28 protein-coding genes and 1 tRNA gene are annotated in these 26850 nt (G+C 67.1%); 9 read left to right on the forward strand and 20 right to left on the reverse strand.

The window, feature by feature from the left end:
* Positions 1-3: 3 nt before the first annotated feature.
* From truA to ACVN9Z_RS16815, 4 genes are all read left to right on the forward strand, one after another.
* The gene (gene truA / locus ACVN9Z_RS16800) at positions 4-825 is read left to right on the forward strand and encodes a tRNA pseudouridine(38-40) synthase TruA (protein ID WP_238927174.1); all 822 of its coding nucleotides are present in this window, start codon (positions 4-6) and stop codon (positions 823-825) included.
* A gap of 36 nt (positions 826-861) precedes the next feature.
* Complete coding sequence (locus tag ACVN9Z_RS16805) at positions 862-1956, forward strand: TRAP transporter substrate-binding protein (RefSeq protein ID WP_006387956.1); 1095 nt, start codon at positions 862-864, stop codon at positions 1954-1956.
* Between the two features lie 92 nt (positions 1957-2048).
* Entirely contained in the window at positions 2049-2702 is a 654-nt protein-coding gene (locus ACVN9Z_RS16810) for a phosphoribosylanthranilate isomerase (protein ID WP_006387957.1), read from the forward strand.
* Between the two features lie 242 nt (positions 2703-2944).
* A tRNA-Val gene (locus ACVN9Z_RS16815) sits at positions 2945-3021 on the forward strand.
* A 33-nt stretch (positions 3022-3054) separates the two neighbouring features.
* Here the strand turns inward: ACVN9Z_RS16815 and ACVN9Z_RS16820 are convergent.
* A complete protein-coding gene (locus ACVN9Z_RS16820) occupies positions 3055-3231 on the reverse strand; it encodes a hypothetical protein (RefSeq protein ID WP_165596487.1) in 177 nt (58 codons plus the stop codon).
* Positions 3232-3657: 426 nt separating this feature from the next.
* Here ACVN9Z_RS16820 and ACVN9Z_RS16825 point away from each other — a divergent pair, with 426 nt between their 5' ends.
* Positions 3658-3876, forward strand: a complete 219-nt coding sequence (locus ACVN9Z_RS16825) for a hypothetical protein (protein WP_131727810.1) — start codon at positions 3658-3660, stop codon at positions 3874-3876.
* Here the strand turns inward: ACVN9Z_RS16825 and ACVN9Z_RS16830 are convergent.
* Positions 3842-4777: an alpha/beta fold hydrolase gene (locus tag ACVN9Z_RS16830; RefSeq protein WP_049053794.1), complete on the reverse strand. Its 936-nt coding sequence runs from the start codon at positions 4775-4777 to the stop codon at positions 3842-3844. The genes ACVN9Z_RS16825 and ACVN9Z_RS16830 overlap by 35 nt on opposite strands.
* Positions 4778-4872: 95 nt before the next feature.
* Between ACVN9Z_RS16830 and ACVN9Z_RS16835 the strand changes: the two genes are divergently transcribed.
* Together ACVN9Z_RS16835 and ACVN9Z_RS16840 are read left to right on the forward strand one after the other, a co-directional pair.
* On the forward strand, positions 4873-5466 hold the full coding sequence (locus ACVN9Z_RS16835) for a CGNR zinc finger domain-containing protein (protein ID WP_020927021.1): 594 nt from the start codon (positions 4873-4875) through the stop codon (positions 5464-5466).
* A 121-nt stretch (positions 5467-5587) separates the two neighbouring features.
* Entirely contained in the window at positions 5588-5797 is a 210-nt protein-coding gene (locus tag ACVN9Z_RS16840) for a hypothetical protein (protein WP_241049333.1), read from the forward strand.
* 8 nt (positions 5798-5805) lie between these two features.
* Here the strand turns inward: ACVN9Z_RS16840 and ACVN9Z_RS16845 are convergent, their stop codons facing one another.
* The 3 genes from ACVN9Z_RS16845 to ACVN9Z_RS16855 all read right to left on the reverse strand — a co-directional run bounded on the left by ACVN9Z_RS16845 (position 5806) and on the right by ACVN9Z_RS16855 (position 7235).
* Positions 5806-6120: a TM2 domain-containing protein gene (locus tag ACVN9Z_RS16845; RefSeq protein WP_006387962.1), complete on the reverse strand. Its 315-nt coding sequence runs from the start codon at positions 6118-6120 to the stop codon at positions 5806-5808.
* Between the two features lie 192 nt (positions 6121-6312).
* Complete coding sequence (locus ACVN9Z_RS16850) at positions 6313-6846, reverse strand: phosphonate degradation HD-domain oxygenase (protein ID WP_006387963.1); 534 nt, start codon at positions 6844-6846, stop codon at positions 6313-6315.
* 179 nt (positions 6847-7025) lie between these two features.
* Positions 7026-7235 carry a hypothetical protein gene (locus ACVN9Z_RS16855; RefSeq protein ID WP_157140535.1) on the reverse strand — a complete coding sequence of 70 codons (210 nt, stop codon included), beginning with the start codon at positions 7233-7235 and terminating at the stop codon, positions 7026-7028.
* A 102-nt stretch (positions 7236-7337) separates the two neighbouring features.
* On the opposite strand from ACVN9Z_RS16855, the gene ACVN9Z_RS16860 reads away from it, so the two are divergent.
* Entirely contained in the window at positions 7338-7757 is a 420-nt protein-coding gene (locus ACVN9Z_RS16860) for a YbaN family protein (RefSeq protein WP_197742391.1), read from the forward strand.
* Positions 7758-7852: 95 nt separating this feature from the next.
* Here ACVN9Z_RS16860 and ACVN9Z_RS16865 read toward each other — a convergent pair whose 3' ends face one another.
* From ACVN9Z_RS16865 to ACVN9Z_RS16880, 4 genes are read right to left on the reverse strand one after another with little or no spacing between them, the layout of a single operon-like run.
* Positions 7853-9634, reverse strand: coding sequence for an IlvD/Edd family dehydratase (locus ACVN9Z_RS16865; RefSeq protein ID WP_006387967.1), 1782 nt, complete (start codon positions 9632-9634; stop codon positions 7853-7855).
* A 54-nt stretch (positions 9635-9688) separates the two neighbouring features.
* Positions 9689-10705 carry a TRAP transporter substrate-binding protein gene (locus ACVN9Z_RS16870; RefSeq protein ID WP_006387969.1) on the reverse strand — a complete coding sequence of 339 codons (1017 nt, stop codon included), beginning with the start codon at positions 10703-10705 and terminating at the stop codon, positions 9689-9691.
* Positions 10706-10764: 59 nt separating this feature from the next.
* Entirely contained in the window at positions 10765-12045 is a 1281-nt protein-coding gene (locus ACVN9Z_RS16875) for a TRAP transporter large permease (RefSeq protein ID WP_020927028.1), read from the reverse strand.
* Positions 12046-12081: 36 nt separating this feature from the next.
* Positions 12082-12624 carry a TRAP transporter small permease gene (locus ACVN9Z_RS16880; protein ID WP_047993522.1) on the reverse strand — a complete coding sequence of 181 codons (543 nt, stop codon included), beginning with the start codon at positions 12622-12624 and terminating at the stop codon, positions 12082-12084.
* 132 nt (positions 12625-12756) lie between these two features.
* On the opposite strand from ACVN9Z_RS16880, the gene gntR reads away from it, so the two are divergent.
* On the forward strand, positions 12757-13782 hold the full coding sequence (gene gntR / locus ACVN9Z_RS16885; protein ID WP_458212414.1) for an HTH-type transcriptional regulator GntR: 1026 nt from the start codon (positions 12757-12759) through the stop codon (positions 13780-13782).
* A 12-nt stretch (positions 13783-13794) separates the two neighbouring features.
* On the opposite strand, the gene ACVN9Z_RS16890 is transcribed toward gntR, so the two are convergent.
* From ACVN9Z_RS16890 to ACVN9Z_RS16940, 11 genes are all read right to left on the reverse strand, one after another.
* A complete protein-coding gene (locus ACVN9Z_RS16890) occupies positions 13795-14691 on the reverse strand; it encodes a DMT family transporter (protein WP_458212415.1) in 897 nt (298 codons plus the stop codon).
* Positions 14692-14699: 8 nt separating this feature from the next.
* Positions 14700-15758, reverse strand: a complete 1059-nt coding sequence (locus ACVN9Z_RS16895) for a histone deacetylase family protein (protein ID WP_070542268.1) — start codon at positions 15756-15758, stop codon at positions 14700-14702.
* 16 nt (positions 15759-15774) lie between these two features.
* Positions 15775-16095 carry a cupin domain-containing protein gene (locus ACVN9Z_RS16900; protein WP_006387975.1) on the reverse strand — a complete coding sequence of 107 codons (321 nt, stop codon included), beginning with the start codon at positions 16093-16095 and terminating at the stop codon, positions 15775-15777.
* A gap of 27 nt (positions 16096-16122) precedes the next feature.
* Complete coding sequence (locus tag ACVN9Z_RS16905) at positions 16123-17757, reverse strand: ABC transporter ATP-binding protein (RefSeq protein ID WP_020927033.1); 1635 nt, start codon at positions 17755-17757, stop codon at positions 16123-16125.
* A 9-nt stretch (positions 17758-17766) separates the two neighbouring features.
* Positions 17767-18606 (reverse strand): ABC transporter permease, encoded by an 840-nt coding sequence (locus ACVN9Z_RS16910; protein ID WP_006387977.1) that lies wholly within the window; start codon positions 18604-18606, stop codon positions 17767-17769.
* Entirely contained in the window at positions 18603-19610 is a 1008-nt protein-coding gene (locus ACVN9Z_RS16915) for an ABC transporter permease (RefSeq protein ID WP_006387978.1), read from the reverse strand. Before ACVN9Z_RS16915 ends, ACVN9Z_RS16910 begins: the two co-directional genes overlap by 4 nt.
* A gap of 93 nt (positions 19611-19703) precedes the next feature.
* Positions 19704-21278, reverse strand: coding sequence for an ABC transporter substrate-binding protein (locus ACVN9Z_RS16920; protein WP_006387979.1), 1575 nt, complete (start codon positions 21276-21278; stop codon positions 19704-19706).
* Positions 21279-21473: 195 nt separating this feature from the next.
* A complete protein-coding gene (locus ACVN9Z_RS16925; protein WP_458212416.1) occupies positions 21474-22973 on the reverse strand; it encodes an aldehyde dehydrogenase in 1500 nt (499 codons plus the stop codon).
* Positions 22974-22987: 14 nt separating this feature from the next.
* Positions 22988-24229, reverse strand: a complete 1242-nt coding sequence (locus tag ACVN9Z_RS16930) for a Zn-dependent hydrolase (RefSeq protein WP_020927036.1) — start codon at positions 24227-24229, stop codon at positions 22988-22990.
* An 18-nt stretch (positions 24230-24247) separates the two neighbouring features.
* Positions 24248-25963 carry a thiamine pyrophosphate-binding protein gene (locus ACVN9Z_RS16935; RefSeq protein WP_053501180.1) on the reverse strand — a complete coding sequence of 572 codons (1716 nt, stop codon included), beginning with the start codon at positions 25961-25963 and terminating at the stop codon, positions 24248-24250.
* A gap of 97 nt (positions 25964-26060) precedes the next feature.
* Positions 26061-26795 (reverse strand): FadR/GntR family transcriptional regulator, encoded by a 735-nt coding sequence (locus ACVN9Z_RS16940; protein WP_054508267.1) that lies wholly within the window; start codon positions 26793-26795, stop codon positions 26061-26063.
* Positions 26796-26850: the final 55 nt, after the last annotated feature.

Consider the following 26850-nt stretch of genomic DNA (forward strand, 5'->3'; position numbering starts at 1 on the left):
ACGATGCCTAGAGTTGCAATGGGGCTGGCATACGACGGCTCCGCCTGGCAGGGTTGGCAGACCCAGCCGCACCGGCAGACGGTGCAGGACACACTGGAGGCCGCGCTGGCGCAGTTCTGTGGCGTGACGGACGCCGTCCCCACCATCTGCGCCGGCCGCACCGACACCGGCGTGCATGGCGCGATGCAGGTTATCCATCTCGACACCACGCTCGATCGCCGCATGGAATCCTGGGTGCGCGGCGTGAATGCCTTCCTGCCCTCCAGCATTTCCGTACAATGGGCCAAGGCGGTGCCGGACGCGTTCCACGCCCGGTTTTCGGCCCGCGCCCGGACTTACGTCTACCTGCTGTGGCGAGGCCGGGTGCGTCCCGCTCTTTGGGCCGGCCGCGCCGGGTGGTGCTACCAGCCCCTGGATGTCGATGCCATGCGCGGCGCAGCGAACGCCTTGCTGGGCGAGCACGATTTTTCCAGTTTTCGTTCCTCGCAGTGCCAGGCCAAACACCCGGTGCGCATCATGCATCAGCTCGACATCGACGAGCGCGGTCCGTTCCTGGTGTTCACGCTGCGGGCCAACGCGTTCCTGCATCACATGGTGCGCAACATCATGGGCGCGTTGCTGCAGATTGGGCAGGGGCGCGAGTCGGTGGACTGGATGGCGCAACTGCTTTCATGGCGCGACCGCCGGCGCGGCGCGCCCACGTTTTCTCCCGATGGCCTGTATCTGTCGGCCATCGATTACCCGGACGAGTTCGGCCTAGACGAGCTGGATGGCGGAGCCCTGTTGCTGTCGCCCTTCACCCGACCGTCGGGCAACCCGCCCTAGCCGGACGCCGGCCGGCGCCCAATGGAGGCCTGTCTCATGCAACGCCGCGCGTTTTTGAAACGAACCGCCCTGGGGGCCGCGAGCGGCGCCGTGATCGCCGCGCCGGCGTATGCGCAGGATGCGCCGGCGGTTTCGTGGCGGCTGGCATCGAGCTTCCCCAACGAGTCGCCGACGCTGTTCGCCGGCGCCGAGGACGTGGCGCGCTATGTCGGCGACGTCACCGACGGCAAGTTCCGCATCGAGATATTCTCCGCCGGTGATCTGGTGGACGCCGGCCAGGTGTTGGACGCGGTGCAACAGCGCGTCGTCGAATGCGGCCACACCGCGTCGACCCGGTTCTTCGATACCGATCCCGCATTGTGCTTCGATGCCGGCGTGCCATTCGGCCTGAATACCCGGCAGATGAATGCCTGGATGATCCAGGGCGAGGGGCTGGCGCTGACCCGCGTGTTGTTCGACAAATACAACATCCTCAACTTTCCCTGCGGCTTTACCGGCGCCCAGATGGGCGGCTGGTTTCGCGGCGAGGTCAAGACGGTGGACGACCTGCGCGGCCTGAAGGTCAAGGCCGGCGGTTTCGCCCGCCAGGTGCTGGCCCGCATGGGCGCCGCGCCGGTGGACCTGCCGATCGCCGATACCTATGCGGCGCTGGAGCAGGGCGGCGTCGATGCGGTGGCCTGGATCGGTCCGCACGATGACGAGAGCCTCGCGCTCTACAAGGTCGCCCGGAACTACTATTTTCCTGGCTGGTGGGCGGGCACGTTGCAGTTGTCGCTGTACGTCAATCAGGACGCGCACGACGAATTGCCCAAGTCCTACCAGGCGGCGCTGGAGCTGGCCTCGCGGATGGCCACTTCCAACATGATCGCAAAGTACGACGCCGGCAATCCCGACGCCCTGCGCCGGCTGGTGCAGCGCGGCGCGCAGCTCAAGGCTTTCCCCAGGCCGATGCTGCAAGCCGCCCACGAGGCCGCGCTCAAGCTCTACCAGGAGTTGAGCGGCAAGGATCCCATGTTCAAGAAGCTGTACGAAAGCATGACCGCCTTTCGCGACAAGGAAATCCCCTGGTTCCGCGTGGCCGAGGGCAGCTTCGATTCGCTCATGGCCACGCTGGGCCAGCCGGCCGCCTGAACGCGCCTGGCCGGGCCGGCGCGCCGGGGCCGGAGAGCGTTCGCTTATACTGATCGGACCTGTCGCGCCGAGCGACACAAGCGGTGAATTCCATGCGCACACGCATCAAGATCTGCGGCCTGACCCGCGAAGAAGATATCGACGCCGCCGTCTCGGCCGGCGTCGATGCCATCGGTTTTGTCTTCTATCCCAAGAGCAAGCGCTACGTCACGCCGACCCGCGCGGCGCAACTGCGCCGCGCGGTGCCGGCCTTCGTGGACGTGGTGGCGCTCTTCGTGAACCCGGATCCGTCGCAGGTGCAGGCGGTGCTCGACGAGGTGGGACCGGAGCTGCTGCAATTCCATGGCGACGAAACGCCGCCGGACTGTGCGCGCTATGGCCATCGCTACCTGCGTGCATTCCGTGCCGGCGCGCCCGGCCTGGATACGCCGGAAGACCTGGCGACGTACTGCCGCGCCTTCGGCGAAGCCGCCGGCTGGCTGTTCGACAGCTACAGCGCGGGCTACGGCGGCAGCGGCCATGGTTTCGACCATGCCTTGCTCGCCGACGTGGCGGCCGATCCCGTGTCGCGCCCGCTGATCCTGTCGGGCGGACTGAACCCCGACAACGTTGCCGCGGCGGTGCAATCGGTGCGGCCGTGGGCGGTCGATGTGAGCAGTGGCGTCGAGGTCGAGCAAGGAATAAAAAGTTCTGATAGAATCTCGTTCTTCGTTGCTGCGGTGCATGCCGCAGACGCGAAGAAATAGAAGGGAAAGCAGTGCTGGCAGGGAAGGTGAAAACCGCGAACCCGGCCGTTGCGGCTGAAGAATTTAGTGAATCGAAGGTATCTGCCAAATGCGCATGTGCCACAACATGCGGCAAGAACGCATGATCCAGACGATTCGCGGCATTTTCTGAAGCCTGATAAGCAACGAAATAAAAACAGCAAAAAATCTGAAAAGACGATTTGCACAGTTTAAAAAAGCACTATATAATTCTTCTTCTTTGCAGGCGGTTAGCTCAGCTGGTTAGAGCGCCACGTTGACATCGTGGAGGTCGTTGGTTCGATTCCAATACCGCCTACCAAATTCCTGCAAAGTGAATGCCTGATAGAGCTAGTCAGGCATCACCCTGAAAAGCCGCGACAGTCCTGGACTTCGCGGCTTTTTGCTTTTTCACGATGTAGATCAGGCGGGGCAGAACCGTCTGCTTGGTGATGAAAATCCGGGTGAAATCTTCAGTAGAGTTCTTCGACCACCAGCGACCCATCGGTGATGCGGGCAACATTTCCGTCATTGCTCGCGAACATCACGCTGACAGTATGATTGCCACCCGCCGGTATATCGAACAGTTTGATTCGCCATATCCATTCTTCGGACGGCGCCGCACACCGTTTCAGTTGTTGATGCCGGCTACGAAGCGATTGCCGTCAACTGTTCTCGATGATTCACTTTTGAAGCGGACCAGCACTTGGTTCCGCTTGGATTCATTATGGGAAACCTGTTGTATTCGGAGAAATGATTGGTGTCGCAGCGCCACGGCTTCTGCCCGGCAAACGGCGTGATTTGCGACACGGGAAGGACGACGTCTTTCGGAAATGCGGAGAATCGTGGCTGGCGAGCCACGGGGGCTTGAAGTACACCCCCGCGCCTGCCCGTCCGGGCACGCGACTTGCTCTGGTGTTGCCGCCACTGCCCGATGTCCCTACCCGGAGAAGCTGCCATGCCCATCGTCGTGTTCGACACTCATGCCCCGACGGCGCCCGCCGTCACCAACGCCGAGCGATGCGCGCGGCGTACGCTCGAGGCGGCGCACCGCCTTCTGAATCCTGGAAGCGAAGTGCAATCCATGTCAGTGGTGGAGCTGGAATTGGCGCGGTATGTCAAAGAGACATACCGGCCGCGCTTCACTTCGCGTTCTTATCCAGAAACCGCCGGATGACCGCGCCGATCTCGGCTCCGTGGGTTTCCAGCGCCAGATGGCCGGTGTCGTAGAAGCGCACGTCGGCGCCCGGGATATCCCGCTTCCAGGCCTCGGCGCCGGCGGGCAGGAAAAAGGGATCGTTCTTGCCCCACACGGCCAGCAGCGGCGGCTGGTGCTTGCGGAAGTACGCCTGGAACTCCGGATACTTCTGGACGTTGGAGGCGTAGTCCAGCAGCAGGTCGAGCTGGACGTCGGCATTGCCGGGCCGGGAAACCAGGTGGCCTTCGAGCGCAATCGCGTCGGGGGCCACAAGGGTCTGGTCCGGAACGCCTTCGAGGTATTGCCATCGGATCGAGGCCGGCGTGGCGAACTCGCGCAGGGCGTCGCGGTTGGCCTGCGATGGGTCCTTCCAGTATTTCTGGATCGGCGCCCAGCCCGCCCCCAGCCCCTCTTCGTACGCGTTGCCGTTCTGCGAAATGATGGCGCTGATGCGCGCCGGGTGTTCCGCGGCGAGGCGCCAGCCCACCGGGGCGCCATAGTCGAACACCTGCATGGCGTAGCGATCCAGCCCCAGTTGCCGCGTGAACTGTCCAATGGTCTTGGCGAGCTGGTCGAAGGTGTAGTCATATTGTCCGCGCGCGGGGGCTTCGGTGAAGCCAAAGCCGGGCAAGTCGGGCGCAATGACGCGGTACCCGTCCGCAAGCAGCGGGATGAGATTGCGGTACATGAATGAAGAGGCGGCGTAGCCGTGCAGCAGAAGCACGATGGGCGCATCGCGCGGGCCTGCCTCCCGGTAGAACACCTTCACGTCTCCCACCTGTTCGAACCGATGATGGACCTGCAGATCGGCCGCGGATACGCCCGCGGTCAACGGGGTCGAGGGCAGGCCGCTGGTTTCCGTCGCGCTATTCGAAGTCATGATGCATTTCCTTTGTAACCGTTGAATTTGGTTTTTCAGGTTACTTTGGATTCTAGTAACTGGTCAAATTTATTTTTATAGGTTACATTTATCCCATGCCAGACACCGCACAAAATCAAAAAACCCCGCTTTTCGTGGGCGACGACCTTGCACTCGATTTCATCAACACTGAATACGGGGTGGGGGCGGCGCGCCACGACTGTTTCGGCGACGATGACGCCGTGCTCGCATGGTTGAAATTGGCGGATGTGTTGCCGCGGGGGACCCGCGTGGCGCCCCCGGGCCTGCGGGAGCTGGCCCTGCAATTGCGCGAAAGCGCTCGATCCTTGTTGCAGGCCGCCAAGTCGGGCGGTGACTCGGACGCCAGCGTGGTCAACCACGTGCTCAAGGCGGGCGGGGCGGCCACGGAATTGGCGTGGGACGGCGCCAGCCAGTCCTTCAAGGCGGTCAGGCCGCGCCGCCTGGACGACGCGGCCGGCGTGCTCGAGCCTGTTGCCCGAGCCATCGTCGAATTGCTGACCGACACGCCGTTGGCGCTTGTGCGGCAATGCGAGGCGCATGACTGCACGCTCATGTTCCATGACAGGACCAAGTCGCATCGGCGCCGCTGGTGCAGCATGGCGCTATGCGGCAACCGGATGAAGGTCGCGGCGTTCCGGTCGCGCAAGAAGGAGAGCGAGTCCGATTGATGCCCGGGGCTGCTCAAACCGCCGCGCCCGGAGTTTCGTGAGAATTCATGAAACTGTGCCCCGTTTCATTTTGTAGGATTCCCCGCAAGAGGAATTGAAAGAAAAATGAAAGGTGAGGGCGATGGCGGATTGTGAAGATTGCAGGGCGATCGTGCGGGCCACCTCGGGCGCGGCGGGCCATGACCAGTTGATCAGCCTGGGCTACGTGCGCAGCCTTGCCGCGGTGCAGGGCGGGGCGCGGCACGAAGCATTCGTCTGCTCGGCCTGCGGTGCCGAGTGGAATTACGTGCATGGCAAGCGCGCCGAGACCGCGGGCTGGCTGCGGAGCTGAGCCGGCTTTCAGGGCAGGGGGATGTTGCCGGTCGAGAGGGTCGCCGCCAGCCGCATGTTGGTATTGCGGATCCAGCCGGGAATCAGGAAGGCGTCGACGATCACCCAGATCCCCACGGCCGCCAGCAGTACCAGTCCCACGCCGATGACGCTGAGGGCGATGCCGACAATGGTGAGCGCGAGCATGGCGATGGCGGATCCGGTCCTGCCGGTATAGAAGCGATGTCCGCCCGCGCTGCCCAGGAAGAACCACAGGAGGTAGGCCACGCCGACGCTTTTGCGATTGGCGTCGTACATCATGGTTTGCATGGCGGGACTGTTCACGTTATCTCCGGGAAGAACCAAAGGTCTGGCCGGCGGTATCCGCCGGCCGCAAGTTGGCGAATGATTTTTCGCCGCGTCAGATGATTGGTTCTTTCGGAGTGTCCGGCTAGGGCTGCGGGCCAAATCTCGGACTGCTGAACAGCGCGGGGACGTGTGGGCGTCTTTCCGCGTCGGGGCATCTTCCGCCCGGATTCAACGGGCCTGCAAACAGCGCCCGACCATTTCCATATAGTGTTCCAGCGGCGGCGTGGACAGGCCGACCACTTTGGCCTGGTCGTCATAGCGGCGCAGGCGCACCGCGGCCTGGGCGTGTGGCTGCGCGGCGAACGCGTCGGCCTGCGCCGGGGTGAACACGCCGCCCTGCAGCGCCAGGCTCTGCACCGAGGCGGGCGACAGGGTGTCCAGATAGGCGGGTTCGATCACGCCCAGATAGCGCTTGGCGGCAACGTGCAGGCGCACCGGCGCCGTGATCGCGTCGCCGAACAGCGGGGCGAGGGCTTCGGCGGCCACATCCTGGTGGCGCATGTCGGTGGTGATGCTCTCGGCCAGCATCAGGTGGCCGAGGTCGTGCAGCAGCGCGGCGACGATCACGGCTTCGGACTCGCCGGCCTGTTCGGCCAGTTGCGCGCATTGCAGCGCGTGTTCGGTCTGGCTGATGGCTTCGCCGCCGTAGTAGGCGGCGCCATGGCGGGCGAACAGGTCCTGGATGATGGACAGGGTAAGCATGGGTGGATACCTTCGAGGCTGTGGATCGGTGGAGAAGATATGCCTCGAGAGTGACATCTAGATGACTAGAGCATTTTCGCGTCCCGGCACGAATGCGCGCAGGGGCGCCGCGCGTTCGATGGGCCCGCATCGCGATGCCCGGGCCATGCTGTCCCGCGTCCGGCGGGCGGTCAGGCGCGCTAGCTGCAGGTCAGGATGTTGATCCAGGCGATGGCGCTGGCCAGCAATCCCGCGGCTCGTACCCGTTCCGGTGTCTGGCGGCCGGCCTGCAATTGCGCCAGCGCCTTCTTCATGTGCATGAGCGGCGTGCCTTCCGTCTCGGTGGCGGGCGGCACCGCGGGCGCTGCGCGCGGGCGGCGGGTCTTGGCGTTGAGCGGTTCGGTGGTCAAGAAGGCCTCCTGGAGGGGGCGCCGGTCGCGGCGGGAGGGGATCTGACCGAAGGGAGGGCGCAAATGTTCCGGACAGGCAACTGCGTTATCCTGCACCCCATCATGATGAGAGCACTTTGGCTGATCCTGGGTTGCGCGATGCTGGCGCTGGGCGTGATCGGCGCCTTCCTGCCGGTGATGCCGACGACGATTTTCCTGATCCTGGCGGTGGCCTGCTTTTCGCGTTCGTCCCCACGGCTGGAACGCTGGCTGCTGGATAGCCCCACCTACGGCCCGTCGCTGCGCGCCTGGCGCGAGCAGGGGGCGGTGTCGCGCAAAGGCAAGCTGTATGCCTCGCTGGGCATGGCGGTGGGCTACGGCCTGTTCTGGTGGGGCGCGCATCCGTCGCCTTTGCTCGCATCCGGCGTCGGCCTTTTTTTCCTGGCAAGCGCCGCCTACGTGCTGACGCGCCCTAGCCCGCAAGCGCCTGATATCTCAAAGGAAAACACCGACGAGCCGAGCGGCCCGGCGGCCGGTCGCTGAGGCCGGACTGAAAGCCCGGCCCCTGCGTGACGCGCCGAAATCAACGCATCTTTTTCCTCTACATTGCGGGCGTCGCCGGAGCGTTGCCGCCGCCGTCAGTGCGAATGCCGGGGATCACCGCGCGTTTCGACCACCTTGAGGTACAGGGTGGCGGGTTCCAGGCAGCCGCCGGTTGACAACTGGCCGACCAGTTGCCGGTACAGCTCCTGCCACGGCGTCTGGGCCGGCGGCGGCTGGTAGGGCGGATCCTGCCGCCGCCGCGCCAGTTCGGCTTCGTCCACCAGCGCGATGACGCTGCGCTGGTTCAGGTCGACGCGGATGCGGTCGCCGGTGCGCAGCAGCGCCAGACCGCCACCCACGGCGGCTTCTGGCGACATGTTCAGGATCGACGGACTGGCCGAGGTGCCGCTCTGGCGGCCGTCGCCCAGGCAGGGCAGCGAGTCGATGCCGCGCTTGATCAGGTGCGATGGCGGCGCCATGTTGACGACCTCGGCGCTGCCCGGATAGCCGACCGTGCCGGCGCCGCGGATGACCAGGATGCAGTGTTCGTCGATGTTCAGGGCCGGGTCTTCGATGCGCGCGTGGTAGTCCTCCGGTCCTTCGAACACGATGGCCCGCGCCTCGAAGGCATTCTCGTCGCCAGGCGCGGACAGGTAGGCGCGGCGGAACGCCTCGCCCACCACCGACATCTTGATGACCGCGCTGTCGAAGAAATTGCCCGACAGCACGATGAAGCCGGCGCGGTGCTTGAGCGGCGCGTCGCAGCCGCGGATGACGTCGGCGTCGTGGGTCTTGGCGCCGGCCGCGATTTCGCCGATGGTCTTGCCGGACACGGTGGCGCAGTCGGCGTGCAGGCGGCCGGCGGCCAGCAGTTCGTGCATCACGGCCGGCACGCCGCCGGCGCGGTGGAAGCCCTCGCCCAGGTGTTCGCCGGCGGGCACGCAGTTCACCAGCAGCGGCACGTCTTCGCCCAGCCGCTGCCAGTCGTCCAGGCTCAGGTCGATGCCGGCATGGCGCGCCATGGCGATCAGGTGCGGCGGACAGTTGCTGGACGCGCCCAGCGCCGAGGCCACGACGATGGCGTTCTCGAAGGCCTCGCGCGTCAGGATGCGGGACGGGCGCAGGTCCTCGCGCACCATGTCGCAGATGCGCAGGCCGGTGGCGTAGGCCATCTGCCCGCGTTCGCGGTAGGGCGCGGGGATGCTGGCGCAGGTGGGCAGCGACATGCCCAACGCCTCGGCCAGCGAATTCATGGACAGCGCCGTGCCCATGGTGTTGCAGTGGCCGATCGAGGGCGAGGAGGCGGTGGCCAGCGTCATGAAGCCTTCGTAGTCCAGCTTGCCCGCGGCCATCAGGTTGCGGGCATGCCAGATGACCGTGCCGGACCCGACGCGCTGGCCGTCATGCCAGCCGTCCAGCATCGGGCCGCCGGACAGCACGATGGCGGGAATGTCGACGGTGGCCGCCGCCATCAGGCAGGCGGGCGTGGTCTTGTCGCAGCCGGTGGTCAGCACCACGCCGTCCAGCGGATAGCCGTGCAGGATCTCCACCAGGCCCAGGTAGGCCAGGTTGCGGTCCAGCGCCGCGGTCGGGCGGCGGCCCTGTTCGGCCAGCGGATGCACCGGGAACTCCATCGGGATGCCGCCGGCGTCGCGGATGCCGGCCTTGATGCGTTCGGCCAGCGCCAGGTGGTGGCGGTTGCAGGGCGCCAGGTCGCTGCCGGTCTGGGCGATGCCGATGATGGGCCGGCCCGATTGCAGTTCCTGGCGCGTCAGGCCGTAGTTCAGGTAGCGCTCGACGTAGATCGCCGTCATGTCGGCGTGGGCGGGATCGTCGAACCATTTCTGGCTGCGCAGCTTGCGGGGAGTGTCGGTCATGGGTGCCTCGTGTGCTTCGGTGATGCGTGGCGCGCCGGCGGGCGCGCCGGGGACCTAATTGCGTGCCTTGCTGATCTCGGCGTTCAGTTGCCGGACCAGGTCCGGGCCGAGTTCCTGGGTGTACTTGTCGACCACGGGCTGCACCTTCTCGCGCATCCGCGCCACTTCCTCGGGCGACACGGTGTTGATCTTCATGCCCGCCTTTTCCAGCGTGCCCATCGCCTTGAGCGAATCGGCGCGGCTGTCCTTGCGTTCGAAGTCGCGCGAGGCCTCGGCGGCCTGGCGCACCAGCTTTTGTTCGTCGGGCGAGAGCTTGTCCCACCATTTCTTGGACGCCAGCACCACCCAGGGCGTGTAGACGTGGCGGGTGATCGTCAGGTAGGGCTGCACCTCGTAGAACTTGCTGCTCTGGATGGTGGTGATGGGGTTCTCCTGGCCATCGACCGTGCGCGTTTCCAGCGCCGTGAACAGTTCCGAGAACGGCATCGGCACCGCGTTCGCGCCCAGGGTGTTGAACACGCCCAGCGCGATCTGGTTCTGCATCACGCGCAGCTTGATGCCCTGCATGTCCTCGGCGCGCACGATGGGGTGCTTGGAGTTGGTCATGTTGCGAAAGCCGTTTTCCCAGTACACCAGGCCCACCAGGCCCTTGGCTTCCAGCTTCTTGAGCAGGTCCTGGCCGAGCTGGCCGTCGAGCACCGCGTCGGCTTCTTTTTCGCTGTTGAACAGGAACGGCAGGTCGAACACGCCGAATTCCTTGACCATGCCGGCCAGCGGCGCGGTGGAGCCGACCATCATTTCCTGCGCGCCGCCGACCAGCGCGCCCTGCATCTGCTCGTCCGAGCCGAGGTTGGCCGAGCCGAAGGTCTTCATCTTCAGCTTGCCGCCGCTGATCTTCTCCAGTTCCTGCGCCAGGTGGCGGGCGGCGCGGCCCTGCACGCTGTCCTCGTTCAGGCCGTAGCCGAAGCGGATCAGGCGCGGCTTGACGTCGGCGGCCGCGGCGGCGCCGGCGAAGGCGCAGGACAGCGCGGCCGCCAGCACGACGAGACGGGTCTTGAAACGGATGTTCATGGTTGTTCCTCCTTGGCTTCTTCTGAATGGCGCGGGGTCGGCGCCTCTGTGTACGGGCCTCAGTGCATCCAGCTCGCGGGGACGGTGATCAGCTCGGGGAAGATCACCAGCAGTACCAGCAGCAGCGTGTAGGCCGCGACATAGCGCCACACGCCCCTGCAGATGGTTTCCATGTTGATGCGGGCCACGCCGCAGACCACGTTGAGCACGGTGCCGACGGGCGGCGTGAGCAGGCCGACGCAGCCCACCATGACGAACATCACGCCGAAGTAGACCGGGTCGATGCCGGCCTGCGTGACGACCGGCATCAGCACCGGCGCCAGGATCAGGATGGTGGGCGTCAGGTCCATCACCGTGCCGATCAGCGTCAACAGGACCAGCAGCGCGAACATCAGCAGCTTGGGGTGGTCCAGCACCGGTTCCAGCAGGGCGATCAGGTCCTGCGGCATGTCGGCCAGCGTGATCATGTAGGACGAGACCATGGCGGCGGCCACCAGGAACATCACCACGGCGGTGGTGCGGGCGGCGTTGATGAACAGCGGCAGCAGGTGGCGCAGGCCGATCTCGCGGTAGACGAACAGGCTGATCAGCAGCGCGTAGACGGCGGCCACCACCGCCGCTTCGGTAGGCGTGAAGATGCCGCCGCGCAGGCCGCCGATGATGATGACGGGCAGCAGCAGCGCCCAGGCCGATTCGCGCAGCGCCCGCAGCCGGGCGCTCCAGGGCTGGCGCGGCGCGGGCTTGATGGCGCCGTGCTTGCGCGCCACCCAGGTCCACACCGCCACCAGCGTCAGGCCCATCATCAGGCCGGGCGCGATGCCGGCGAAGAACAGCTTGGTGATGGAAACGTTGGTGGCGACGCCGAAGATGATGAACGAGATCGACGGCGGGATGATCGGCGCGATGATGCCGCCGGCCGCGATCAGGCCGGATGCCTGGCCGGCGTCGTAGCCTTTCTCGCGCAACATGGGAATCAGCAGCGAGCCGAGCGCGGCGGCGTCGGCCACGGCCGAGCCGGACAGGGCCGCCAGCAGCACGCTGGCGAAGATGGCGACGTAGCCCAGGCCGCCCTGGATGTGGCCGACGAACATGCTGGCCAGGTTGACGATGCGGCGCGAAATGCCGCCGGCGTTCATCAGTTCGCCGGCCAGCATGAACAGCGGCACCGCCATCAGCGTGAAGCTGTTGGCGCCCGACAGCATGTTCTGCGCCAGGATCTGGGTATCGAAGAAATCGAGTTGGAACATCATGGCGACCGCGCTCAACAGCAGCGCGAACGCGATCGGCATTCCCAGGGCGATGAAGCCCAGCAGCACCAGCAGGAAAATGGTCAGGATCATTGGGGCGGGTCCGAACGTGGAGGCAAGGGGCCGGGGTCAGACCAGCGGGTCTTCGGGGCTGGATTCCGCGGGCAGCGGGCCGCCGGCCAGCACGCGAACCAGGTCGAACAGGGTCAGCAGGCCCATTGCGACGGCGGCGTACAGCGCGGCGGCGTTGAACACCGCCAGCGGCATCGCGGTCACGGGCAGGCGGGTATCCAGGCCGATCAGGGTCTGGGCCCAGCTGCCGTCGGCCAGCAGCCACAGCATCCACAGCACCAGCAACTGACAGACCACGTGCGAGACACGGCGCGCGGCCGGCCCGAAGCGTTCCACCAGCATCGTGACGCCGATGTGCTGGTGATCGCGCAACGCCAGCACCGCGCCCAGGAAGATCAGCCAGACGAAGGCCAGCCGGGAGATTTCGTCGGAGGCGTTGATGCCGGAATTGAACAGGTAGCGCATGGCGACATTGCCGAACAGCAACACCACCATGACCGCCAGGCAACCGGCCATCAGCCAGGTCTGCAATCGAGCGCACCAATCCGCCGCGCGCGCCATCGGGCCGGCACCGGGCCGCCCCGGGGGGGAACCATGCATGCTTGTCTCCTCGTTCCGTTTTCCGGAATTTTTATGGGTATCGCGGTGTCGATGTTAGCGCTAACATTTTTGGTTTGGCAAGCCCTGATCTTTACGTCAGACTACGGACTCGCCAACCGCTCAGAACGGCCGATGTCCATCCGAAAGCCCCGCAGCACCCGCGCCGGCCGCGTGACCATGCAAGAGGTCGCGCGCCGCGCCGGGGTCAGCGCGATCACCGTGTCGCGCGCCTTGCGCACCCCCGACAAGGTGGCCGAGGCGGTGCGCCTGCGCATCACCCAGGTCTGCCAGGAACTGGGCTACGTGCCCAACCATGCCGCCAGCGCGCTGGCGTCGGCGCGCTCGCAGACCATCGTGGTGCTGATTCCGTCGTTGAGCAACGTGGTGTTCGTGGACATCATCAGCGGCATCAAGGAGGTGCTGGACGAGCAGGGTTATCACCTGCTGATCGGCGTCACGGGATATTCGCCCGATGCCGAGGAGGCGTTGTTGCGCAAGTACCTGCAGCACCTGCCCGACGGCCTGATCCTGACCGGCATCGACCACAACCCGGGGGTCTGGGAACTGCTGCGGGCGCAGGGCATGCCCACGGTCCATACCATCGAAACCCTGGAGGACAGCGATGGCATGAGCGTCGGCTTCTCGCAGTTCGAGTCGGGCTACGCCGCCGGCCGGCACCTGGTCGAGCGCGGTTGCCGACGCATCGGCATCGTCGGCGCCCAGCTGGATCCGCGCTCGCTCAGGCGCTGTGAAGGCTGCCGCCAGGCCCTGCGCGATGCCGGCCTGCACGACCCGGCGCTTGAGATCATGACGCCCGAGAAGTCCTCGATCGCGCTGGGGGCGGCGCTGCTGGAAGCCCTGCTGGCCGAACATCCCGATTGCGACGCGGTGTTCTTCTGCAATGACGACCTGGCGCAGGGCGCGGTGTTCCAGTGCGGCCGGCTGGGCGTGAGCGTGCCCGGCCAGATGGCGCTGGTGGGTTTCCATGACTTTGCGGGAACGGCCTGGACCACGCCGCCGCTGTCGACCATCGCCACGCCGCGCTACGACATTGGCCGGGAAGCGGCGCAACTGCTGATGCGCCACCTGGCGGGGCAGCCCATCGCGCAGCGTCACGTGGACCTGGGCTTCACGCTGGTGCGGCGCGAAACCAGCTGAAGCCGTTGCCCGCTAGCCGGCGCGGCGCAGCGCCAGGAATATGCCTGACGCCATGATCATCGCGATGCCGGCCAGCGCCAACCCGTCGGGGGGACGCTGGAACCAGAAGGTGCTGAAGGCCACCGCCAGCAGCAGCTGGAAGTAGTTCAGCGGCGCCAGCGTGGCGGCCGCCACCCGCTGGAATGCCGCGATCAGCAGGATCTGCGCCAGCCCGCTGCAGGCGCCCAGGCCGACGATCAACGCCATGTCGGTCGGGCCCGGCCAGGGATCCGGCAGGAAGAAGGGCGCCGGCAACGCCGTGACGATCAGGCAGATGAACGCCGTATAGGCGTATTGGACCGGCCCGGCCACCTTGCCCGACAGCTTGCGCGTCAGCACCTGGAAGACCGCGTAACTGACCGCCGACACCGCCATCAGCAGCGTGCCCAGCCAGGGCAGGTCGCCGCCCGGTCGCACGATCAACAGCATGCCGACGAAGCCCGCCGCCACCGCGGCCCATTGCACCGGCCGCACGCGTTCGCCCAGCAGCCAGGGCGACAACGCCACCATGATGAGCGGCGAGGTGAAGTAGATGGCCGTGGCCTCGGACAGCGGCATCCAGATCAGCGCCGTCATGAAGCAGGTGCCGACCGTTGCCAGCATGACGCCTCTGAGCACCAGCAGGGGCTTGTGGGGGACGGCGCGCAGGCCGGGCCAGCGCTGGCGCCACAGCAGCGCCAGCGCCAGGATCGCCACGGCGATATAGCGCACGATGTTCAGGAACGGCGCCGGATAGCGGGCCAGCATCTGCTTGGATCCGGCATCGAAGGTGGCAAAGGCCACCAGCGCCGCGAAGAACAGCAGGATGCCGGCCTGGCGCGAGCCGGCGGCCCGGGCCGGGACGGAGGAAACGGCGGCGGGGTTGCTCATGGCAGGGTTCAGGCGCGGGCCAGGCCTTGCAGGAATGCGTCCAGCGCCGGGCCGATGGCCTGCACCATGTAGCCGCCTTCCTGCACCACCACCGTGGGCACGCCCAGGCCGGCCACGCGCGCGCCGATGTCGCGGTAGGCGTCGATGTCCAGCCGCAGCACGCTGATGGGATCATCCTTGTAGGTATCGAAGCCCAGCGCCAGCACCAGCGCCTGTGGCCCGTAGCCGGCCAGCGCCGCCAGCGCCGTGTCCAGCGCCCGCAGGAACGGGTCGTTGCCGGCGCCGTGCGGCAGCGGCAGGTTGAGATTGCAGCCCTCGCCTGCGCCATGGCCGCGCTCGTGCGCATAGCCGGTGTAGAACGGGTAGTAGCCGGCGGGATCGGCATGCAGCGACACCGTCATGACGTCGGCGCGCTGGTAGAAGATGTTCTGGGTGCCGTCGCCATGGTGCGCGTCGACGTCCAGCACCGCCACTTTGGACCAGCTCTGCAACAGCCGGGCCGCGGCGGCCGCGCTGCTGTTCAGGTAGCAGAAGCCGCCGGCGCGGTCGCGATGGGCGTGGTGGCCCGATGGCCGGCACAGGGCATAGGCCGCGCCGCCGCTGGCGGCCACGTGCTCGGCCGCGGCCACCGCGCTGTGGGTGGAGCGCAGCGCCGAGCGCCAGGTGTGCGGGCCGATGGGGCAGGACAGGTCGCTCAGGTAGTAGCCGGTCTGCGCCACGATCGACGGCGACGGGCAGGGGCCACGGCCAGCCGTTTCGATGCGGCCGCTGTAGTAGGGCGACAGGTTCGGCAGCACTTCCGGGCCGGGATCCACGCCCGGCCCCCTGAGCGCCTGCCAGCGCGAAAACGCGCTTTCCAGGTAATCCAGGTAGTCCGGACTGTGAATGCTCTCGAGCGGCTGGCGGCCGTAGTCGGGCGGCGCCTCGACCGCGATGCCACGGGCCGCCAACGCGCCTTGCAGGCTGTGCGCGCGCGACGGCAGGTCGGTGGGAGCGCTGATGCGTCCCAGCCGCATGAACTGCTGCGGCGTGTGCAGCAGCTGTTCTTCCGAGAAAAACGCCTTCATGGTGTTCCTTTGCGCGTCAGTGCGAACAGCCGGAGTCCGGAGCCTGCCCCGGCTGCTTGATCTCGATCTCGACGAACACGAATTCGGTGTCGCCGGGGTTGATGACGTTGTGTTCGACGCCCACCGGCCGGTAGTAGGACACGCCGGTGGTGAGCTGGCTGGTGACCTGGCCGTTGGGCGTATCCAGCAGCAGCGGGCCGGTCGTCTGCGGCACCACCACGTAGTTCATGCCGTGGCGGTGCCAGCCGGTTTCACCGCCGGGCGGAAAGCGCCATTCGGTGACGGTGACCTGGTCGTTGTCGATCTGGACGGTGGGCACGGCGGGCGGGCGTTGCATGCGAGTCTCCTGGTTGTGATGGCCGCTTCAGGCCGCGGCCTGCGCCTGGGTCGGATCCCAGTGCTGGCCGGGCACGGCGGCGATGAGTTGTTGCGTGTAGGCGTGCTGCGGGTTGTCGAAAATCTGGCTGGGCGATCCGTATTCCACCACCTTGCCCCGGTGCATGACCAGCACCGAATTGCAGATCTGGGCGGCCACGCGCAGGTCGTGGGTGATGAACACCAGCGCGATCTTCAGCCGCTGCTGCAGGTCGTGCAGCAGTTGCAGCACCTGCGCCTGCACCGACACGTCCAGCGCCGATACCGATTCGTCGGCCACCAGCACCTTGGGTTCCAGCGCCAGGGCGCGGGCGATGCCGATGCGCTGGCGCTGGCCGCCGGAGAACTGGTTGGGGTAGCGGTCGAACGCCGACGGGTCCAATCCCACCAGCGACAGCAGCTCGCGCACGCGGGCCTCGGCCTGGGCGCGCGGCACGCCGTTGGCGACCGGGCCGTCGCTGATGATGCGGCCCACGGTATGGCGCGGGTTGAGCGAGGCGAAGGGATCCTGGAAGATCATCTGGATGTCCTTGCGCAGCGGCCGGAAGCGCGATTCGGGCATGGCGGCGATGTCCTGGCCGTTGAAGATCAACTGGCCGCCGTTGATGCCGACCAGCTTGAGCAGGCACTTGCCGATGGTCGACTTGCCCGAGCCGGACTCGCCGACGATGCCCAGCGTCTCGCCGCGCCGCACGCTGAAGCTGACGCCGTCGACCGCATGCACCTCGCGCTTGCCGCCCAGCCAGCCATGGCCGACGACGTAGGTCTTTCTCAGGTCCTTCACCTCCAGCACCGGCTGTTCCGGCGTGGCGGCGGCGCGTTCCTCGCCGCGGCGGTGCGGCACCGCGGCGATCAGGCGCTGGGTGTAGGGATGGCGCGGACGGTTCAGCACCTCCTCGGCCGGGCCCTGTTCGACCAGCACGCCTTTTTCCATCACCGCCACCCGGTGCGCGATCTCGGCCACCACGCCGAAATCATGGGTGACGAACATCACGCCCATGCCCTTTTCCTTCTGGATGCGGGCGATCAGCGCCAGGATCTGGGCCTGGGTGGTGACGTCCAGCGCCGTGGTCGGCTCGTCGGCGATCAGCAGCGCCGGTTCCAGCGCCAGCGCCATGGCGATCATGACGCGCTGGCGCTGGCCGCCCGACAGGCGGAAGGGATAGACATGGTAGAGCGTGGCCGGATCGGGCAGGCCGACGAAGGCCAGCAGTTCCAGCGTGCGCCGCATGCGCTCCGGTCCGGGATAGGCGTTGTGGACCCGCATGACCTCGTTGATCTGTTCGCCCACCGTCATCAGCGGATTCAGCGCCGACAGCGGTTCCTGGAAGATCATGGCCATGTCCTTGCCGCGCATGCCTTGCAGGGTGGCTTCGTCCTGGCGCAGCAGGTCGGTGCCGCGCAGCAGGATGCGGCCCTGCTGCGGCGTCAGGTAGTCGGGCAGCAGGCCCATGATGGCGTTGGCGCTCATGGACTTGCCCGAGCCGGACTCGCCGACGATGCAGAGGATCTCGCCGGCGTGGATATCGTATGACACGTCCTGCACCGCGAACGGACGGTCGCCGCCGCGGGGCAGGGCGATGCTGAGGTTCTGGATGGACAGCAGGGGCGGGGAAGCGTTCATGCCGGTCTCCTATTCGCCGCGCTTGCGCAGTTGCGGGTTGAGGGCGTCGTTCAGGCCTTCGCCGATCAGGTTGATGGCCAGCACGGTCAGCAGGATGGCCACGCCTGGCCACACGCTCATCCACCAGGCTTCGCGGATCATGGTGCGGGCCGCGCCGATCATGAAACCCCAGCTCATCTCGTTGCGGTCGCCCAGCCCCAGGAAGGACAGCGACGATTCGGTCAGGATGGCGGTGGCCACCATGAACGAGGCCGAGACAATGATGGGCGACATGGCGTTCGGCAGGATCTGCGTGCCGACGATGCGCGCCGGCGTCTGGCCGATGACGATGGCGGCCTGCACGAACTCGCGCTGCTTCAGGGTCATGAACTCGGATCGAACCAGCCGCGCCGCCGGCGGCCAGGACACCACCGCGATCGCGCCCATGATGGAATACATCGACGGCCCGAGGATCGCCACCAGCACCACCGCCATCGCCAGCTGCGGGATGGTCTGGAAGAACTCGGTGAAGCGCATCAGCGCGTCGTCGACGCGGCCGCCGCAGTAGCCGGCGATGGCGCCAACGACGATGCCGAACACCAGCGCCACGGCGGTCGACAGCAGGCCCACCATCAGCGAGACCCGCGCGCCCCACACCAGGCCGGCGGTGATGTCGCGGCCCAGCATGTCGGTGCCGAAGGGGTAGGCGGCATCGGTGAAGGGCGGGATCAGCGGATCGGCCACCATCATCCAGGGCGAATCCTCGTACAGCAGCGGCGCGGCCAGCGCCACGATCACCACGGCCAGCACGATGGCCAGTCCGGCCACCGCGCCGTAGTTGCGCATATAGCGTCGGGCGAATTGCTTCATGCCGCGGCTCCTTGTTGCGCGCCCGCGCTGATGCGTGGATCGATCAGGCGATACAGCACGTCGGTCAACAGGTTGAACACCACAACCATGATCGAGGTCACCAGGAAAATGCCCAGCAGCAGCTGGTAATCGCGTTGCAGCAGCGCGTCGAACATCAGTCGGCCGATGCCGGGCCAGGCGAACACGGTCTCGGTCAGCACCGCGCCGCCGGCCATCTGGCCGAGCTGGATGCCGGCGAAGGTGATCACCGGCAAGAGCGCGTTGCGCAGCACGTGGGCGCGGATCACGCGGCCGGGGCTGACGCCCTTGGCGCGCGCGGTCTTGACGAAGTCCATGCCGATCACTTCCAGCATCGAGGCGCGCGTCAGGCGTACGTACACCGCCATGAAGAAGCAGCCCAGCGTCACCGTCGGCAGGATCAGGTGCTGCGCGATGTCGGCCGCGCGGGCCCAGCCGGTCAGGCCGGCGCCCACGGTTTCCATGCCGAAGGCCGGCAGCCAGCCCAGCACCACCGAGAACAGCAGGATGCCCATCAGCGACAGCCAGAACAGCGGCGTGGCATACAGCAGCAGCGCGCCGGTCATGACCGAGCTGTCGATCCAGCGGCGCTTGTTGCGGTAGCGCGCCTTGGCCGCGACCACGCCCAGCAGCACGCCCAGCACGATCGAGAAGACGAAGGCGCAGGACATCAGCAGGAAGGTGGCGGGCAGGCGTTCGACGATCAGGTCCAGCACCGGCACGTGGTTGCGGTAGGAAAAGCCCAGATCGAGCTGGACCACGCCCTTCAGGTACAGGAACAACTGCGTCAGCACCGGCTTGTCCAGCCCGAACGCGACGCGCAGTTGCTCGACGTAGGCGGCATCGCCCGCGCCGGCCTGGCCCGCCAGCACGGCGGCGGGGTCGCCGGGCGCCAGGCGGATCAGGAAGAAATTGATGATCACCACGCCCAGCACGACCACCAGGGCCTTGCCGATGCGTGAAACCAGGAAAGACAGGAATTTCATGCTCAGGGTCCTCCGTGGACGGGCGCGGACGTCCGTCGCGCGGCCGGGCGCCGCAAGCGAGCCGGGGTTGGCTGCGCTTGCGGCTTGCGGCGTTTACTTCTCGATGTAGACGTCGTCGAACGATTCGTTCAGGCCGATGGCGGTCTTGACCAGGTTCTTGACGTTGGCGCGATACAGCGTGGGGAACTCCATGTCCACCAGGAAGCCATTGGCGACTTCATTGACCAGCGTGGTCTGCAGCTGCGTGTAGAGCGCCTGGCGCTTGGCCGGATCGACTTCGGACGCGGCGGCCTCCCACTGCTTGTCGGTCTCGGGGTTGCTGTAGCCCTGCACGTTGGCGAACGGCGATCCCTTGACGATGTTGGAGGAGATGTACAGGCGCTGCACGCCCAGCGCCGGATCGCCGTACTGGTAGGTGAAGTTGGTGGTCAGGTCGAAGTCCCAGTTGCCGGTGCGGCTGGCCCAGCCGCCGGCGTCGGTCGATTCCAGGTTGACCTTGAAGCCCAGCTGCTCGAGCGCCTGCTTGGTGTATTCGCCCAGACGGTCCCAGGTCGAGCCGTACGGGAAGCTCAACTGGCGGATGGTGTAGTCGCCAGGCTTGATGCCCGATTCCTTGATCAGCGCGCGCGCCTTCTTCATGTCGAAGGGCATCGGCGGCATGTTCTTGTCGTAGAACATCTCGGTGGTGACGAACGGGCTGGTCGAGACCTTGCCCAGGCCGAAGAAGATGTTGTTGACCACCATGTTGCGGTTGATCGCGGCCATCACCGCCTGGCGCACCTTCAGGTTGTCGAAGGGCGGCTTGCGCATGTTGAAGATCAGGTAGGCCTGGGGCGAGAACATCTCCCAGCCGGCAGTGGTGTATTCCACCTTGGGCAGGGCGCGCAGGCGCTTGATGTCGACGTTGTCGACGTCGCCGCCACGCAATACGTCGACGCTGCCGCGCTCGAACGCCACCGCGCGCGAGGCCGCGTCCGGGATCACGTTGAACACCAGCTCATCCAGGTAGGGTTTGCCGGGCTTCCAGTAGTCGGGGTTGCGCGCCAGCTTGATGTATTCGCCGCGTTTCCATTCCTTGAACACGAACGGGCCGGTGCCGATCGGTTTCTGGTTGGCCGGGTTGGTCATGTAGTCGGTGCCGGCGTAGATGTGCTTGGGCATCATCGGCGCGAAGCCGGGTTCGAACATCAGCATGAAGGCCGGGAATGGCGATTTCAGCTTGATGACCACCGTCTTCGGGTCGCTGGCCTGCACCGAATCGACGAACTTGTTCAGGATCACGCGGGCCCGCGCATGGGTCTTGGGCAGCATGTCCGACAGCGTGAAGACCACGTCGTCGGCGGTGAACGGCTTGCCGTCGTGCCACTTGACGTTGTCCTGCAGGTGGAAGGTGTAGGTCAGGCCGTCGCTCGAGGCTTCCCACGACTTGGCCAGGCCGGGCTGGGGCTTGAGGTCGGTGCTGTACGTCAACAGGCTTTCGTAGATCTTGCCGGCGACGAACTGGGTGGGACCCTGCTGGTTGATGGCCGTGACGATCACGGGCGGCTCGGGCTGGACGATCATGTTGAGCGTGCCGCCCTTGGTCTGGGCCAGCGCCTGCGTGGCGGGCAAGGCGGCCGCCAGGACCAGGGCGCCGATGCTGAGGGAGAACCAAGTCTTCGATTTCACTGCGAGCCTCCGGGCTGGAAGAGGGTTGTCAGGTGGCCGCGCGTCACGCGGCGTGTGCCGGCTATGACAAGCAAACCTCGTGCCACCTGTTTCTCGGGGAACTGCGGGGTGGAGCTGCTACAACAATGCTACGTATGGGTGCAGAGACGGCGCCGCGCACCAATGCGGCGACAGACGAGGTGCACGGCGGGCGCGCTATTGGGTGATGTCGATCCAGGTGGTTTTGAGGTCGCTGTACTTGTCCAGCGCGTGCAGCGATTTGTCGCGGCCGAAGCCCGACTGCTTGACGCCGCCGAACGGCACGGTGATATCGCCATCGGCGTAGCAATTGACCCACACCAGGCCGGCGCGCAGGCGGCGCGACAGGCGGTGCGCGCGGCCCAGGTTGGCGGTCCACAGGCCGGCGCCCAGGCCGTACGAGGAATCGTTGGCCAATGCGATGGCTTCGTCTTCCGTATGGAAGCGCTGCGCCGCCAGCACCGGGCCGAAGATCTCCTCGCGGATCAGCGTGCTGGAGGCGTCGGCGCAATCGAAGATGGTGGGCTCGATGTAGAAGCCGCCGCCCTCAGCGTGCAACTGGCGCCCGCCGATGCGCAGTGTCGCGCCCTCGGCCTGGCCGGCCGCGATGCGCGCCATGACCGAGCGCGTCTGGCGCTCGTCGACCATGGCGCCCAGCGCCGTGGCCGGATCCAGCGGATTGCCCGGCCGCATCTCGGCGGCGTGGTGCGCCACTTTTTCCATGAAGGCGTCGTAGATGGCGTCATGCACGTACAGGCGCGAGCCGGCGATGCACACTTCGCCCTGGTTCGAGAAGATCGCCAGCGCGGCGATCAGCGCGGCGCGGTCCAGGTCGGGGCAGTCCTCGAAGACGATGTGCGGCGACTTGCCGCCGCATTCCAGCCATACGCGCTTCAGGTTCGATTCGCCCGAATAGCTCATGAAGCGCTTGCCGGTGGCGGTGGAGCCGGTGAACGCCACGCAGTCCACGTCCGGATGCAGGCCCAGTGCGCTGCCCGCGACCGGGCCCGTGCCGGGCACCACGTTGAACACGCCCGCGGGGATGCCGGCCTGCTCGGCCAGCGCCGCCAGCCGCAGCGCGCTCAACGACGACTGCTCGGCCGGCTTGAGGATCACGCTGTTGCCGGCGGCCAGCGCCGGCGCGACCTTCCAGGCCGCCATCAGCAGCGGATAGTTCCAGGGAACCACGGCGGCCACCACGCCGAGCGGTTCGCGCGTGACCGTGGCCAGGGCATTGCCGCCCGTCGGTGCGATCTCGTCGTAGCGCTTGTCGATGGCCTCGCCATACCAGGCGTAGCAATGCGCGGTTTCGGGCAGGTCGAAGGCCAGCGCGTCGCGGATCGGCTTGCCCATGTCCAGGGTTTCGATCAGCGCCAGTTCCTCGCTGTGTTCGGTGATGAGCTGCGCCAGCCGCGTCAGGCGCGCCTTGCGTTCGCGCGGCGCCAGTTGGGACCAGACGCCGGCTTCGAAGGCGCGGCGGGCGGCCGCCACGGCGCGGTCGACGTCGGCCGCGCCGCAGGCTGCCACGTCGGCCAGCTTGCGGCCGTCGATCGGGCTGGTGGCCGCGAAGGTGGCGCCGTCCGCGGCGTCGGCGTAGGCGCCATCGATGTAGGCCTGGCCGCGCAGCGTCAGCGCAGCGGCGCGGGCTTGCCAGTAGTCGAGGGTAGCTTGGGTCATGACGTGTCCTCGATTCAGCGCGCGGCGTTGGCGCGGGCCACCATGGCGTCCAGCAGCACGTTGCAGCCGGCTTCCAGGTGCGCGGGCTGCGCGTCTTCGATTTCGTTGTGGCTGATGCCGTCCTTGCACGGCACGAAAATCATGGCGGTGGGCGCCACGGCGGCCATGTAGACAGCGTCGTGGCCGGCGCCGGTGACGATGTCCATGGCCGGCAGGCCGCGGCGCGCGGCGCCCTGGCGCACCTTCTCCACCAGATCGGGATCGAACGGGGTGGGGCGGAAGTACTGCACGTCCTTCACCTCCACCTGCACGCCGTGCCTGTCGGCGATCTCGCGGCAGGCCTCGCGCCATTGCTGGTCCATGCGCGTGAGCGTGGCCTCGTCCTCATGGCGCAGGTCGGTGGTGAAGCGCACCTGGCCCGGGATCACGTTGCGCGAGCCGGGGTGCGCGTGGATCTCGCCCACCGTGCCGCGCCCGTGCGGCTGGTGCGCGTTGGCGATGTTGATGACCGCCTGCACCAGGTAGCTGGCGGCGAACAGCGCGTCGCGGCGGATGCCCATGGGCGTGGGGCCGGCATGCATCTCCATGCCGGTCACGGTGACGTCGTACCAGCGCAGGCCGAGCGAACCGGTCACCGCGCCGATCACTTTTTCTTCGTGCTCCAGGATCGGACCCTGCTCGATGTGGGCCTCGAAATAGGCATCCACCGGGCGGCCGCCGACCGGTTCCGTGCCGGCGTAGCCGATGGCCTGCAACTCGTCGCGCACCGCCAGGCCCTTGGCGTCGCGCGCGCTCAACGCCGTCTCCAGCGAGAACTTGCCGGCGAACACGCCCGAGCCCATCATCACCGGCACGAAGCGCGAGCCTTCCTCGTTGGTCCAGATGGCCAGCTCCAGCGGCGCCTCGGTCTGCACGCCGGCATCGTTCAGGGTGCGCATCACTTCCAGTCCGGCCAGCACGCCGAAGCAGCCGTCGAACTTGCCGCCGGTGGGCTGCGTGTCGATGTGGCTGCCGGTCATCACCGGGGGCAGCGCGTCGTTGCGGCCGGCGCGGCGGGCAAAGATGTTGCCCACCTGGTCCACGCGGATCGTCAGGCCGGCGTCGCGCATCCAGCCGGTGACCAGGTCGCGGCCCTGGCCGTCGAGCGCGGTCAGGGCCAGGCGGCAGTTGCCGCCCTTGGGCGTGGCGCCGATCTCGGCCAGATCCATCAGGGATTGCCAGAGCCGGTTGCCGTTGACGGACAGGGATGAAGTCATGGGGATCCTCGTTCGGTGTTAGTGGGTGGAGGCGGCGGCCTGGCGGGCCAGCGCCGCGTCGCGGATGGCGGTGAGGGTCTGGCCGGGGGCGATGCCGTCGGCGTCGTAGCGGATTTCCAGCAGCGCGGGCCGCTGTTCGCGCTCGGCGTAGGCCAGCGCGCGGTCGAACGCCGCGGCGAAATCCTCGGTGCGCTCGACGGCTTCGCCATAGCCGCCGTAGCCGCGCACGATCTGTGTGAAATCGGGGTTCTCGAAGTCCAGCGCGATCGGGCGTCCGGGAAACTCGCGTTCCTGGTGCGCGCGGATGGTGCCCCACATGCCGTTGTTGAACACCAGCACCACGATGCCCAGCCGGTACTGCTGGGCCACGCCCAGTTCCTGCAGGTTCATCTGGAAGCAGCCGTCGCCGGCATAGCAGACCACGGTCTTGCCGGGGTATTCGAGTTTGGCCGAGACCGCCGCCGGCAGGCCGTAGCCCATCGATCCCACGGTGGGCGCCAGGCTGGTGCCCGGACCGGTGAACTGGCGATAGCGGTGCGGATACAGCGCGTAGTTGCCCGCGCCCACCGTGATGCAGGCGTCCGGCGCCAGCCGCTGGTTGACCAGCGCGGCCACGGCGTCCAGGCCCAGCGGGCCGGGCGAGGGCAGCGGCGTGAGCGAATCCAGGTACTCGGCATGGGCCGCGCGCACCGCCGCGCCGCGGGGCGTGGCGTGGGCAGGCCGCAGCGAGGCGACCGCTTGTGCGAACCCGGCCACGCTGGCCGCGATGGCATGGGTCGGGGCGTAGACGCGGCCCGGTTCCTGCGGATCCGGATGGACATGGATCAGCGCCTGCCGCGGCAGCGGGCTCTCGATCAGCTGGTAGCCCTCCGTGGTGGCCTCGCCCAGCCGCGTGCCGACAGCGAGCACCAGATCGGCGTTCCTGATGCGGGCCCGCAGCGCCTCGGTCATGCCCCAGCCCATCTGGCCGGCGGCATTGGGATGGCGCTGGTCGAAACATTCGAGCCGGCGCCATGCGGTCGCCACCGGCAATTCGAAGCGTTCGGCGAAGGCGGCGATCTGCCCGATCGCGTCGGCATTCCAGCCGCTGCCGCCCAGCACCATGACGGGCCGTTCGGCCTGGTCGAGCAATTGGCGCATGCGTTCCAGGTCGGACTGGCCGGGGCTGGCGGCCACGCGCTGGTAGCGCGGCATGTCGGCCACTGTCGCGGTGCCCCACAGGGTGTCTTCCGGCAGCGCCAGCACCACCGGGCCAGGGCGGCCGCTGGTGGCGGTGGCGTAGGCGCGCGCCACGAATTCCGGAATGCGGTCGGTGCGGTCGATCTGCGCCACCCATTTGGCCATCTGGCCGAACATGCGGCGGTAGTCGATCTCCTGGAAGGCCTCGCGTTCGTAGAAGTCGTTGCCGACCTGGCCGACGAACAGGATCATCGGCGTCGAATCCTGGAAGGCGGTATGCACGCCGATGCTGGCATTGGTGGCGCCCGGGCCGCGTGTGACGAAGCAGACGCCCGGTTCGCCGGTCAGCTTGCCATGCGCCTCGGCCATGTAGGCGGCGCCGCTTTCCTGGCGGCAGACCACCGGTTCGATGGCGCCGCGATGTTCATTGAGCGCATCGATGCAGGGCAGGTAGCTCTCGCCCGGGATCATGAAGATCCGGCGCGTGCCGTGGATGCGCAGCTGCTGCATCAAAATCTGGCCGCCATTGCGCGGCAGGGGGGCTACAACCGTCATGCAAACACTCCCGGGGAGGTGCTGTCCGCGTCCGGCGCGGACTGGTTTCATGGCAAGGCAGGCGGCGCGGCGGCGCCGGCGGGATGGCGAGCGAAGCCTAGATGTCGGGTCGGATGCTCCCGTCGTCGTCGCCGAAGTCTTCCCGCAGGCGCGCCAGGATGCCGATCAGGTGCGCATGCATGGCATGGCGCGCGCGGATCGGATCCCGCGCCAGGATGGCGGTCAGGATGCGCTGGTGCTCGGCATGGGCGACCGCCCAGACCTTGGTGTTGACGAAGTAGTCCTGCATGCGGCTGAACACCGGACTGGCCAGGCTCAGGTTCCACAAATGCGCCACCGCCGCCGCCAGCGCCGCATTGCCGCAGGCGGCGGCGATGGCGCTGTGGAATTCGCGGTCGTGCCAGCCCGGCGCGTCGGTCAGCGACATGGCTTCGTGGGCCGCGCGGATGGCGGCGATCTGCGCCGGCGAACCCTGCTGCGCGGCCAGCGCGGCGCACTCGGGTTCGATCAGCATGCGCGCTTCGAGCAGGTCGAAGGGGCCGATATCGTCCTGGGTGGCCGCCTGGGCGCCGGCGGTGAGGGCGGGGGCGGCCTCGCGCGTGGCGGTGACAAACACGCCGGTGCCCACGCGCACTTCCACATAGCCTTCGATCTCCAGCGCGATCAGCGCTTCCCGGATCGAGGCCCGGCTCACCTGCAGTTGCTCGGCCAGTTCCCGTTCCGACGGCAGCCGGCCGCCGCGCGGGAAATCGCCCGCGCGGATACGCCCGGCGATCTGGTCGGCGATCATGCGATAGAGGCGGGTCACGGCGACGGCTTGGAAGGTGTTCATCTCGGTACTGCAAATCTTGGTCAGGTGGTCAGGCCACCAATATAGGTAGCTTCCC

The organism is Achromobacter sp. KK8 (assembly GCF_054188005.1).